The 13,186-nt window shown below is 36.3% G+C and carries 11 protein-coding genes; 9 read left to right on the top strand and 2 right to left on the bottom strand.

Annotated features, from left to right (window positions below):
* Window positions 1-160: 160 nt before the first annotated feature.
* Window positions 161-2,314 (top strand): M1 family metallopeptidase, encoded by a 2,154-nt coding sequence (locus tag K5X82_10525; protein QZT35751.1) that lies wholly within the window; start codon window positions 161-163, stop codon window positions 2,312-2,314.
* A gap of 344 nt (window positions 2,315-2,658) precedes the next feature.
* Window positions 2,659-3,978, top strand: a complete 1,320-nt coding sequence (locus tag K5X82_10520) for a peptidoglycan DD-metalloendopeptidase family protein (protein ID QZT35750.1) — start codon at window positions 2,659-2,661, stop codon at window positions 3,976-3,978.
* Window positions 3,979-4,206: 228 nt separating this feature from the next.
* On the opposite strand, the gene K5X82_10515 is transcribed toward K5X82_10520, so the two are convergent.
* Window positions 4,207-4,770 (bottom strand): phosphoribosylglycinamide formyltransferase, encoded by a 564-nt coding sequence (locus K5X82_10515; protein QZT35749.1) that lies wholly within the window; start codon window positions 4,768-4,770, stop codon window positions 4,207-4,209.
* A 190-nt stretch (window positions 4,771-4,960) separates the two neighbouring features.
* Here K5X82_10515 and K5X82_10510 point away from each other — a divergent pair, with 190 nt between their 5' ends.
* The 5 genes from K5X82_10510 (at window position 4,961) to K5X82_10490 (ending at window position 9,634) form a co-directional block, all read left to right on the top strand.
* Entirely contained in the window at window positions 4,961-5,197 is a 237-nt protein-coding gene (locus K5X82_10510; protein QZT35748.1) for an acyl carrier protein, read from the top strand.
* Window positions 5,198-5,225: 28 nt separating this feature from the next.
* The gene (gene fabF / locus K5X82_10505; GenBank protein QZT35747.1) at window positions 5,226-6,476 is read left to right on the top strand and encodes a beta-ketoacyl-ACP synthase II; all 1,251 of its coding nucleotides are present in this window, start codon (window positions 5,226-5,228) and stop codon (window positions 6,474-6,476) included.
* A 116-nt stretch (window positions 6,477-6,592) separates the two neighbouring features.
* On the top strand, window positions 6,593-7,216 hold the full coding sequence (gene rnc / locus K5X82_10500; protein QZT35746.1) for a ribonuclease III: 624 nt from the start codon (window positions 6,593-6,595) through the stop codon (window positions 7,214-7,216).
* Between the two features lie 288 nt (window positions 7,217-7,504).
* A complete protein-coding gene (locus tag K5X82_10495) occupies window positions 7,505-8,929 on the top strand; it encodes a HAMP domain-containing histidine kinase (protein ID QZT35745.1) in 1,425 nt (474 codons plus the stop codon).
* Window positions 8,930-8,938: 9 nt separating this feature from the next.
* Window positions 8,939-9,634 (top strand): response regulator transcription factor, encoded by a 696-nt coding sequence (locus K5X82_10490; protein ID QZT35744.1) that lies wholly within the window; start codon window positions 8,939-8,941, stop codon window positions 9,632-9,634.
* 46 nt (window positions 9,635-9,680) lie between these two features.
* On the opposite strand, the gene thiL is transcribed toward K5X82_10490, so the two are convergent.
* Window positions 9,681-10,733, bottom strand: coding sequence for a thiamine-phosphate kinase (thiL, locus tag K5X82_10485; GenBank protein QZT35743.1), 1,053 nt, complete (start codon window positions 10,731-10,733; stop codon window positions 9,681-9,683).
* A gap of 218 nt (window positions 10,734-10,951) precedes the next feature.
* Here thiL and sufB point away from each other — a divergent pair, with 218 nt between their 5' ends.
* On the top strand, window positions 10,952-12,397 hold the full coding sequence (sufB, locus tag K5X82_10480) for a Fe-S cluster assembly protein SufB (GenBank protein ID QZT35742.1): 1,446 nt from the start codon (window positions 10,952-10,954) through the stop codon (window positions 12,395-12,397).
* A 33-nt stretch (window positions 12,398-12,430) separates the two neighbouring features.
* A complete protein-coding gene (gene sufC / locus K5X82_10475) occupies window positions 12,431-13,183 on the top strand; it encodes a Fe-S cluster assembly ATPase SufC (GenBank protein QZT35741.1) in 753 nt (250 codons plus the stop codon).
* The last annotated feature ends 3 nt before the right edge of the window (window positions 13,184-13,186 follow it).

Here is a 13,186-nt window from a genome sequence, read left to right as displayed (position 1 = left end):
TTAATCAAATGTGTGTGATCCATTACGGAGTGGACTTATGTGTAAATGACTTGAATGAAGGAGAGTATACGTTTAATTATTAAAACAAGTTAACTGGTGTAATTAAGTTATTTCTTTTAGGACCAATAGGTTGGTAATATTAATTTATTTAAGGTCAATAATGAGAAATCTATTAATTGTATTTTGTGTAATTGCGACAGCGTTTGCTTCTTATGGACAGAGTAATCTATTTGTTGGAAAGAATTTCCGTAATGCATATGAGAAAGGAACAAGATCTAAAGAAGGAATACCAGGGGAGAATTATTGGCAAAACCATGTGAAGTATGATATTCATGTGGAGGTGGTTCCTGGAACGAAGATGTTAAAAGGATCAGAGTCAATTGTTTTTACGAATAATAGTCCTGATGTTTTGAATCAAATAGTTGTACGACTATATCAAAATGCTTTTAAAAAAGGTGCTGCTCATAATATTCCTCTTCCATTAGATGGTACGACAAATGGTATGAATATCAAGGAGTGTGTTATTTCTGGTAAAACGGTCAATATAGAAGATAGTCGTCTGTTCCATGTGAATGGTACAAATCTGATTATTCAATTGGAAGAACCATTGCTTCCAAATAGTGATTTAGATATTTCATTTAAATGGGATCATCAGATTCCTAAATCAACAATAAGGCAAGGTTATCTTGATGATTCTTCATTTTTTGTTGGTGGCTGGTATCCACAAATATCTGTATATGATGATGTCTATGGCTGGGATCAGCTGCAGTATACTTTTGATTCGGAGTTTTATAATAATTTAGCTGATTTTAATGTAAATATTACTGTTCCTGATAACTTTCTTGTTTGGTCTACAGGTACTATGGAAAATGCTAAAGAGGTGTTTTCGGATAAGATATATGAAAGATATACGAAAGCAAAGAGATCGGACAAGGTGGTTCATGTTGTGACAAAAAATGATTTAAAGGATCTTAAAATGAAGTCAACAACATGGACGTTTAAGGCAGATGATATTTCTGATTTTGCTTTTGCTATGAGTGATCATTTTCTATGGGATGCCGCTTCACAACAAATCAATGATAGAAGGGTGTTAATTAACAATGCCTATTATAAAGATAAACGAAGGGTTTTAGGTGATGGCGTAGAGGTCCTTCAAACTGCCATGAAGTTCTTCTCCGAGGAGATGCCAGGTGTTCCCTACCCCTACCCAACATATAATAGTTTTCTGGGCTTAAGTGATATGGGGGGTATGGAGTTTCCAATGATTACCAATGTTGGTTCAATTAACACAGGTGTTTTAATGCATGAGTTATTTCATTCTTATTTACCTATGTATGTTCGAACGAATGAGCGACGCTTTGCATGGATGGATGAAGGTTTTGCTTTCTTTACAAATACGATGTTAATGAAAGAGCGATTTCCTCGCGTATTTAGGATGAGAGGTGGAGCAAGCATCGCTTCCAGATTTAAAAAAGAGATGAATAATGTTAGTGAGGATATAAAAGTCTGTGCTGGTTTTAGTAAAGGGTATCTCAATTACGATGTGAATGTGTCAAATTCAACAGATTATCAGATGTATCTTTTACCGGGTTACGTGAATCATCTTCTTTTTGAATATTTAGGTGACGCAAAGTTTAAAGGTATATATAAAAAGTATGTTGAAACATGGGCAAAGAAGTCACCTACTCCGTATGATTATTTTTTCTTTTTTGAGAAGATGTCAGGAGAAGATCTTTCTTGGATATGGAAACCTTGGTTTTTTGAGATGGGGTCAGCCGATTTAGCGGTGGAATCTTTTGAAAACGGAGTTCTAAAAGTGAATAAAGTTGGGAGTCGACCATTAGGAGTATCTATTACAGTAAATTATACAGATCAGAGTGAGTTAAAGCCATATTATACAAGTCATAATATTTCGGTATGGAAGGATGATCGCAATGTTTTAGACGAGTTGATCCCGAATGCAGATAAAGTATTAAGTATTGTTGTGAATGATGATATGCCAGATTTTGATGTTTGGAATAACTATTATCCATCGGTAGAGGATAGATATAAGAAGGTTAGTGATTTATCTTCAATTACAGGAGAGTATATGGTAAAGATGTTGCGAGCTAATGCTACGATCACTATAAAAGATGGGAAGTTATTTTTTGAGGTGAAATCAAGGCGAGTGGCTCAATTTTTAATTCCTTTAGATGAAGATCATTTTGTGACTGTTGATAACTTTGCGAAGATCACATTGGATAAAAAGGATGGTAAGATCGTTGGGTTAATTATTACTGCTTTTGGGCGTGATATAAAGGCTGTGAGACAGTAGTTTCTGTTTAATGGTTACTTACTACATATTAAAAAAGGGCATTCTTTGAAGAGCAAAGAGTGCCCTTTTTCTTATTTTATCATGGTCATGGCAAATCATTCAATGGTTATTTATGCCGTGATATATTGTGGTGTGTGGATAATCAGAAAGGTTATTGTTGTGTTAAAGTTTTTGTTTGAAAAGTGTTTTAAACCATCCTGATATAATATTTCAGGTGATGAATGTTTGTTATGATGTTGATTTGTAGTTTTTTGCCATGTTTGTTATGGTCAAATTGTATTTTTGCATAAGTGATTTACGATCGTTAACTTCGTCATTCCAAAAATGACAGAATAATAATTGAGATGAAAAAGAATAGACCTCTAATAATATCCCTAGTAGTAATATTAATATCAACTGTAGTGCTTTGGTTCTATTTTCGTGGCGATAAATTCACGGAATATGATCTTCCACAGGAAGTTGCAGTTGTGGACTCTTTACCTGAGCCTGAACCTGAGTTATTGTATGGTATCCCCATCGACTCTTTTAATGTTCAAAGTTCTGAGGTGAAAAAGAATGAGTTTTTAGCGGATATACTATTGAAATATGGCATTAATTATCAGATGATCGATAGGTTGGCTAAAAGTTCAAAGTCTGTTTTCGATGTCAGAAAGATTAGAAGAGGAAATAAGTATACTATTTTCAGCACGAAAGATAGCTTGAATAGGGCTGCATTTTTTGTGTATGAGATAGACAATACAGATTATGTTTGTTATGATTTCAGGGATTCATTGTCTATTGAAAAAGGACAGAAAGTCATTGAGCGTAAACTAAAACATAGAAAAGGTGTCATTACTTCTTCTCTTTGGAATGCAATGGTTGACAACAATATTAATGTACAACTCTCGATACCGCTGTCTGATATTTTTGCTTGGACGATTGACTTCTTTGGAATTCAAAAAGGAGACACATTTAATGTGATCTATGATGAGCTATATGTTGATGGTGAATCTATCGGCGTAGGAGCTGTTTATGCTGCAAATTTTGTTCATCGAGGAGAGCCTTATGATGCATATCGTTTTGCACAGGATAGTGTTGTTTCTTATTTTGATCATAAGGGGAACAGTTTGAAGAAAGCTTTCCTTAAGGCTCCATTAAAATATTCACGTATTAGTTCGAAGTTCTCTTACAGTCGACTTCATCCTGTATTACGTTATCGTCGTCCTCATTTAGGTATTGATTATGCTGCAGCAACAGGTACACCTGTTCATACCATTGGTGATGGGGTGATCATTAAGAGAGGTTATCAGAAGAGAGGTGGTGGAAAGTATTTGAAGATTAAGCATAATTCAGTTTATACCACGACCTACATGCATCTACATAACTTTGCTAAAGGAATGGTTGTTGGTAAGCGTGTTCGTCAAGGAGATCTTATTGGTTTCGTTGGATCGACAGGTTTGGCTACTGGTCCTCATCTAGATTTCAGAGTTTTTAGAAATGGAAAAGCGATGGACCCATTGAAATTAAAAGCACCTCCTGTTGCACCTGTTAAGAAAGCGAATATGGTTGCTTTTGAGCATGTGGCTGACAGTTTAAAGAACCTATTAGAGGTTCCTGTAGTGTTAAATGATACTATAGTTGCAAATGATATTAAAGTTTCGTCTACGCCTTCTGTTGAGGGATAGTATACCAAATATATAGTAGACAAAAGAGCCTTCTTTCAATAGTGAAAGAAGGCTCTTTTGTCTACTATACTCATTGAATCGTAAGGTGGGCTACATTCTTATGTCTTCTAGTTGCTCATGCATCGTTATGTTTGACCACGAAGGGAGAGGTGTCTTTCTAATTTAATGCCTTGTCTAGACAAACTACCATCGACAGGTTTTATGGCTCATTTCATAATTCAATGGGTGTTACATTTGCTCGAGGATTTCCTTTATGACTAAAGGGTAGTAGTGATGTTCCAATTTATGTATCTTTTCTTGTAGCGATTGAGCTGTTTCAAGGTTTTCAATCTCTACCTCTTTTTGTAGAAGTATCTCCCCTTTGTCGTAGACTTCATTTACATGGTGAATTGTTATCCCACTAACTTTATCTCTATTTTCAAGAACTGCTTGATGAACATGTTTTCCATACATTCCTTTTCCACCATATTTAGGTAGCAGTGCAGGGTGTATATTAATAATAGGAAAAGTTGTTGTGAGCACTGAAGGTATTTTAAGAAGAAATCCAGCAAGAACAATTAAGTCAATTTTTCGATTTTTTAAAATGGTGATTAAGTTCGATGGACTTTCAAGTTCACTTCTTTTAATGAGTATCACGGGTATATCCTCTTGGCTGGCGATGTCAAGGACTCCCGCATTCTCATTATTGCAAATAATTAAGTTAATGTTTGTGTTGGGATCATTCCTAAAATACTCAATTATATTTTTAGCATTAGATCCCGTTCCAGAGGCGAATATTGATATTTGTTTCATTATTAAGGTTTTGGGGTGTAAATAATGTGGACTTTTTGACCCATATTTTCGAAAAAGGATCGACTTTGCACTGAATGCCTCTCCAAACGATATAATTCAGATAAAAAGCTTTGAAATTAAAACCGATTCTTTATTACTTTGTATCGTAGAAAATATTTCATTCAAATTTAATCATTTAAAATTTACAGTTATGTCTGACATTTCAGCAAAAGTAAAAGAAATTATCGTAGAAAAATTGGGTGTTGACGAAAGCGAAGTAACACTAGAAGCTTCATTCACAAACGATCTTGGAGCTGACTCTTTAGATACTGTTGAGTTGATCATGGAATTCGAAAAAGAATTCGATATTGAGATCGCAGACGATCAAGCTGAAAAGATCGGTACAGTAGGTGAAGCGATTTCTCACATTGAAGAAGCTAAGAAGTAATTTATACATATAAAGGATTTCTTCCGGTATGGAATTGAAACGAGTAGTAGTCACTGGACTAGGAACAATCAACCCACTCGGAAAGAGCATTGAAGAATACTGGGAAGGATTAAAAAATGGGGTCAGTGGTGCTGGTCCCATTACCAGATTTGATTCTTCAAAGTTCAAAACTCATTTTGCTTGTGAGGTTAAGGACTATAATCCAACGGATTATCTTGACCGTAAAGAGGTACGTAAGCACGATTTGTATGCACAATTCGCTTACATCGCTTCTGATCAGGCAATCGAGGACAGTGGTCTTGATTTAGAAAACGTTAATAAGGATAGAGCCGGAATTATCTGGGGTGCTGGTATTGGAGGTTTGGACACTTTTTATAATGAAGTGACCGCATTCAATTCGAGACCAGAGTCTCCAAAATTCTCTCCTTTCTTTATTCCTAAGATGATTGCAAATATTGCTTGTGGTAATATTTCAATCAAATATGGTTTTAGAGGACCAAACTTAACAACTGTTACAGCTTGTGCTTCTTCATCTCATGCAATTTATGATGCAGCGAACCTTATCCGTTTGGGTAAAGCCGATGTGTTGATTGCAGGTGGTTCTGAGGCAGCAATTAATAAAGCTGGTATCGGTGGATTTAATGCAATGAGAGCAATCTCAACACGTAACGATGATCCTAAAACCGCCTCTCGTCCTTTTGATAAGGATCGTGATGGTTTTGTGATGAGCGAAGGTGGTGCTGCACTTATTCTTGAAGAGTATGAGCACGCTGTTGCACGTGGTGCTAAGATCTATGCTGAAGTAGCAGGTGTTGGTATGAGTGCAGATGCATATCATATGACTGCCCCAGATCCAAATGGAGGTGGAGCTGCATTATGTATGCGTTTAGCCCTAGAAGATGCTAATATGAGTGTAAATGATATAGATTATATCAACGTTCATGGAACATCTACAGGATTAGGAGATATCGCGGAACCTAAGGCGATCAAAGAAGTATTTGGTGATAAGATTTATGATGTTAGCATCAGTTCTACCAAATCGATGACAGGTCACTTATTAGGAGCTGCGGGAGCAGTAGAAGCAATTGCTGGAATTTTAGCAATGCAAAATAACATTGTTCCTCCAACAATCAACCAATTTGAATTAGATCCAGAAGTGGATCCAAATATTGATTTTACATTCAATCAGGCGAAAGAGCGTGAGGTAAATGCATTCTTGAGTAACACTTTTGGATTTGGAGGTCACAATGCGACTTTAATATTCAAAAAAATGAATTAACAGTGATCAAAACGTTAATACATAGGGTAAAACTCTTTTCTTCTCCTAGGAAAGAGTTTTACTTGTTTTTGAAATCTGTGTTAGGTGTGACTCCCGGCAAGTTACGATTTTACGATATGGCCTTCATACACAAATCTGCATCAAAGACAGATTTAAGAGGGTTCCCTGTAAATAATGAGCGACTAGAATATCTAGGCGATGCGATTTTAGGGGCGGTAGTTGCCGACTATTTATTTAAGAGATTTCCCAATAAAGATGAGGGTTTTCTAACTCAGATGCGATCTAAGTTAGTGAATCGCTCTTTTTTAACAAAGCTAACGTTTCAGACGGGATTGGATCGATATGTTGAATCGACCACTAATTCAAAGAATGAAACGAGCCATATTTATGGGGACGCTTTTGAAGCACTTATTGGAGCACTTTATTTGGATAAAGGCTATGAGATTACCCAAAGAGTAATCGTGCAAAATATTATCCGAAAGTATGTCAATATTGATGAGGTACAGGAGGTTAACACAAATTTCAAGAGCCAGCTTATCGAGTGGGGACAAAAAAATAAAGTCTCTGTAGAGTTCGAAACCCGAGAAGAGCCTAGACAACAAACAGGCCTTCCACCATTTGTTGCAGTCGTAAAAATAGATGGACAAAAGCGAGGTAATGGAAGAGGTTTTTCGAAGAAAGAAGCACAGCAGCATGCTGCAAAGAATGCTTATGAAAAGATGAATTCCAAGAACATATAAAAATAAAAAAGGCGGGTAATCCCGCCTTTTTAACCAAAACCTAAATTCACCTTGTGAAAAACTTAGTTAACCCCAAAAATAAAACCTATTAACCACGTTTTCAGCTGCGAAATTATACGTTTTGTTTAGAAACGCAAACAGTTGACGTTGTTTTTTTGTGAATAAGTATCAAATAGTTCTGCTTATGACACAAATTGGTGTAAAATAATGTCTTATTGGCGCATTTTAAAGTTAAATCATGTTTCAAATCTTAATCATGAAAGATTTAACATGTATCTTTAACATGTCATGAATAAAAGGTTTGTATACATATTAGGTGGTGTAATGGCCGTAGTGGTAGTTCTACTTATACTAGTCCAGTTTATGTCTGTGAGAAGTAATGTAGAGCTAAAGGAGGGGTATTTCCATAATCTGGTTAATAGTACTCTAGTCAATGTTGTTAGGCGATTAGAGAATGATGAGATCAAAAAGAGCTTGTCTTTCGAGTCGCTGGAGACCTTTGAGTCTGTAATCATGATGGCAGACTCAAGTAAGATTGTGATTTTGGATACCCTACGCTATGAAGATCCCGATTTAAATCCCAGCAAAGAGCATTGGTTACAGGCATTAGATTCGAGTAGTGTTTCTAAACTGGACATGAATCGAAGGTTACAACTAGAGGATCGTCCTATATTGGATCGTATCGACACTACTATTCTACGTTCGATCATTTATCAGGAGTTACATAATAATGGTATTCATGCCAAGTTCTTATGTGCGATAAAAACACGCTACACTGGCTATAACAGTTATGTGTGGAGATCTGAAGGGTATAATAGTAAAGGTTATGGAGAAGAGACCATCATGTTATTTCCAGGAGATATTCATCCGAAGGCATATGTATTGGCCATCTATTTTCCGGATAAGGTTGATTATATTCGGAACCAGATCGGAAAATTTATACTACCATCTATTTTACTTACCTCTATCGTTCTATTGGTTTTTATACTGACTTTAAATGTGATTCTTCGGCAGAAGAAGGTGTCACAAATAAAGAATGATTTTATTAATAATATGACCCATGAGTTAAAAACCCCGATATCGACAATTTCTTTGGCTTCTCAAATGTTGAAAGACACCAGTTTTGAGCATTCAAAGTCTTCTGTTGGTCATATCTCGAAGGTTATTTTCGATGAAAGTAAGCGCCTAAGTCATCAAGTGGAAAAGGTTTTGCAGATGGCTGTTTTTAATGAAGGTAAATTAAAGTTAATTTTTAATGAACTAAAAGTAAATGATATTGTTTATCAAGTAACAGAGAATTTTGGTTTCCGTTTTAATAAAGAGGAAGGATCATTGGATGTTGATTTGCAAGCGACTTTTGATCGGGTCAAAGCTGACGAGGTTCATTTCTCTAATGTGATATTTAATTTATTAGATAATGCATGTAAATATAGTGGGGGAATATCAAAAATTGAAGTTCGAACTTACAATGTTGATAACAATATTGTTGTTGAGATCAAAGATTTTGGCATAGGAATTGCTAAAGAACATGTAAAGCAGATTTTTGATCGTTTTTATAGAGTCCCAACAGGTAATGTACATGATGTAAAAGGTTTTGGTTTAGGCCTTAGTTATGTTCAGAAAGTAGTACACGAACATTCAGGTACTATAAAAGTAGAAAGTGTTTTGGGGAAAGGGACAACGTTTAAGATTTATCTACCGGCAAAAAAATAGAATATGATTATGGAACAAAAGACACGCATTTTACTAGCAGAGGATGACGAAAATTTAGGTCTATTGCTTAAAGAGTATCTTGTAGCCAAGGGGTACGATACAGATTTATTTGAAGATGGCGAGGCAGCATATCACGGTTTTATGAAGAGCAAATATAGTCTTTGTATTTTTGATGTGATGATGCCAAAGAAAGATGGTTTCTCGTTAGCAAAAGATATTCGTATGGTAAATGCGGATATTCCAATTATTTTCTTGACAGCGAAAAATCTTAAAGAGGATGTTCTTGAAGGGTTTAAGATTGGTGCTGACGATTATATGACGAAGCCATTTAGTATGGAAGAGTTAATTTTCCGTATTGAAGCTATCTTAAGACGTATCTCTCAAGAGAACCAAGAGTCTGCACAAACAGTATTTAAGTTAGGAAACCTTAGTTTTGATTCACGTAAACAGACACTGACAAATCAGTTGAGTGAGGAAGTGACTAAATTGACAACAAAGGAATCTGATCTTTTACGTCTATTGTGTGTTAATGCGAATAAAGTTCTTGAACGTAATTTTGCATTGAAGACTATTTGGGTTGATGATAATTATTTCAACGCACGTAGCATGGATGTTTATATCACAAAACTACGTAAGCACTTAAAGCAGGAGCCTAGTGTTGAAATTATTAATGTTCACGGAAAAGGATATAAGCTTATTGTATAAGTACAATATAAGAATAAAGAAAGGAGCTCATTGAGCTCCTTTTTTTTTATTCTGTGTCTCTCTTGTTCATCATTGGATTCCACCCTTGTGCTTCAAGAGGAATGAATTTGCCCATTCCAGCAGTAACAAGGTTTGCTCCTTCTTCTTTCTCTGTAATATGACCTAGTACGGAGATTGAAGGGTTGTTTTTGATCTTGTCATAGTCTTTTATGTCCATGGTGAAAAGTAGTTCATAGTCTTCCCCTCCATTTAATGCAGCTACAATAGGATTCATATTCATCTCTTGTGCTAGATCTTGTGTGTTTGGATGATACGGGATCTTATCTTCGTAAACCCTACATCCCACTTCAGATTGTTCACAAAGGTGAAGGACTTCAGATGAAAGTCCATCTGAAATATCGATCATTGATGTTGGACAGATTTCGTAGTCTTCAAACATCTTAATAATATCCATTCGAGGTTCAGGTTTTAACTGGCGCTCTAAGAGGTAGTCAAACTCTTTGAATTCTGGTTGCATGTTAGGATCAACTTTGAAAACTTCGTTCTCTCTTTCTAATAGTTGAAGCCCCATGTAAGCCCCTCCAAGATCACCTGAAACACATAGAAGATTGCCAGGTTTTGCTCCTGTTCTGTAAACTACTTTATCCTCTTCTACTTCTCCAATAGCTGTGACTGAAATGGTCAGTCCTGTAAGAGAAGAAGTGGTGTCTCCACCAACAAGATCTACCCCATATCTTTGACATGCTAAGTGTATACCCTGATAGAGTTGCTCTATCGCCTCTAAAGAGAATTTAGACGATAATGCAAGGGATACAGTCACCTGTTTTGGTTTAGCATTCATTGCATAAACATCAGAAAGGTTCACTGTAATTGCTTTGTATCCTAGATGCTTCAATGGGACATACATTAGGTTGAAATGAATCCCCTCTGTAAGCATATCTGTGGTTACAACTATCTTATTCTTTGGGTAATTAAGAACTGCACAGTCGTCACCAACGCCTTTAATGGTACTGTCGTTCTTTATCTCGATTTTATTGGTCAAATGTTTAATTAGACCAAATTCTCCAAGCTCGGATAACTCCGTTTTTTGATTGCTCATAAGGATCACAGTTTTTTAAGACCTATTGGTATGATTTATAACTTTTCTGATGCAAAAGTAAGATTTGTTTGTTATCTTTGCAATTAATTTTAAATCAGTCTGAATAACTCAGTTAACGTGATATTGCCTGCGAGAGAGAGGTGGTTTGCTGAGGCATTAAGCCAGATAATTAAAAGTCTAAAAAAGATGTTTTTTAGATAAAAAATTAAGGAATCAAGATGGGAGATCAAGATAAGTTACTTAACGAAGTTACGCAGAGGGAATATCAATATGGTTTTGTCTCAGATATTGAGACGGAGACAATTGCGAAAGGCCTTAATGAAGATGTGATTCGCCTTATCTCTTCAAAGAAGAAAGAGCCGAAGTTTATGTTGGATTTTCGATTGAAGGCATATCGTTATTGGCAGAAGATGGAGATGCCTAAATGGGCTCATCTTAACATACCAGAGATAGACTTTCAAGATATAATTTACTACGCTGCACCAAAGAGTACACCTAAATATGAGAGCTTGGATGAAGTGGATCCAGAGCTTTTGGCCACTTTTGACAAATTAGGGATACCTTTGCAAGAACAGAAGCAACTCACCGGAGTTGCTGTCGATGCTGTTATCGATAGTGTATCGGTGAAAACGACTTTTAAAGAGACGCTTTCAGAGAAAGGAATAATATTTTGTTCTTTTAGTGAAGCCGTTTTAGAACATCCAGACCTAATACAAAAATACCTAGGTAAAGCGGTCCCTTATACGGACAACTATTTTGCGGCATTAAATTCAGCCGTTTTTAGTGATGGGTCATTCTGTTACATCCCTAAAGGGGTAAGGTGTCCTATGGAGCTATCTACATATTTCCGTATTAATGCATCAAATACTGGGCAGTTTGAACGTACTTTGATTGTTGCAGAGGATGATTCGTATGTTTCGTATTTGGAGGGGTGTACCGCTCCTCAGAGAGATGAGAATCAACTTCACGCTGCTATTGTGGAGATTATTGCTGAGGCAGGAGCTGAAGTTAAATATAGTACGGTTCAAAACTGGTATCCTGGAGATAAGAATGGAAAAGGTGGAATCTTTAACTTTGTTACCAAAAGAGGTATCTGTAAAGGAAATAGATCAAAGCTTCTTTGGAATCAGGTGGAAACAGGATCGGCTGTAACATGGAAATATCCAAGTTGTGTATTGATAGGAGATGATACGGTTGCTGAATTTAACTCCGTAGCATTGACCAATAATTACCAGCAAGCAGATACTGGTACCAAAATGATACATATTGGAAAGAACTCAAAGAGTACAATTGTATCTAAAGGTATCTCTGCAGGAAAATCAAGCAATGCATATAGAGGATTGGTTAAAGTAGGAAAGAAGGCAAATAATGCAAGAAATTTCTCGCAATGTGATTCTTTACTATTGGGTAACCAATGTGGAGCGCATACTTTCCCATACGTTGAAGTGGCAAACAATACTGCGGTTGTAGAACATGAAGCTACCACTTCAAAAATTGGAGAAGATCAAATCTTTTATTGTAACCAACGTGGAATTTCCACGGAAGACGCAATTGGTATGATCGTAAATGGATATGCCAAAGAGGTGATTAATAAACTACCAATGGAATTCGCTGTTGAAGCACAACGTCTTCTTGAGATTAGTTTAGAAGGTAGTGTAGGCTAAAGAAAATGTTGAAGTAAAAAAGAGAAAAGAGTTATGCTAAAAATAAAAGACCTTCAAGCTTCGGTAGAAGGAAAACAGATATTAAATGGTCTAAATCTAGAAGTTAAACCTGGAGAGGTACACGCCATTATGGGACCAAATGGTGCAGGTAAATCAACATTGGCTAATGTTTTGTCTGGAAATGACAAATATGAGATTATCGGTGGATCTGTTGATTTTGGAGGAAAAGATCTATTGGATCTTTCGCCAGAGGATAGGTCAAGAGAGGGCCTGTTTCTTAGTTTCCAATATCCGGTAGAGATTCCAGGTGTGAGTATGGTTAACTTCTTAAAGACGGCAGTAAACGAGCATCGTAAATATCGTAGTTTGCCACCTTTGAAGGCTGGTGATTTCTTGAAGATGATGCGAGAGAAGAAAGATTTAGTTCATATCGATTCGACTCTAACTAACCGTTCTGTAAACGAAGGTTTTTCTGGAGGAGAGAAGAAAAAGAATGAGATCTTTCAGATGGCTATGTTGCAGCCAAAACTATCTATCCTAGATGAAACAGATTCAGGTCTCGATATTGATGCATTGCGAGTGGTTGCCAATGGTGTGAATGCACTTAAGACGAAAGATAATGCTACCATCGTTGTAACTCACTACCAGCGTCTTCTTGACTACATCGTTCCTGATTATGTACATATCTTGTATAAAGGTCGTATTGTGAAGACTGCAGGAAAAGAGTTGGCATTAGAACTAGAAGAGAAAGGATACGATTGGATTAAAGAAGAGATGGGGGAATAATTT

The organism is Prolixibacteraceae bacterium, assembly GCA_019856515.1.
GTDB lineage: Bacteria > Bacteroidota > Bacteroidia > Bacteroidales > Prolixibacteraceae > Halosquirtibacter > Halosquirtibacter xylanolyticus.
This window is presented reverse-complemented; position numbering and strand designations above follow the sequence as displayed.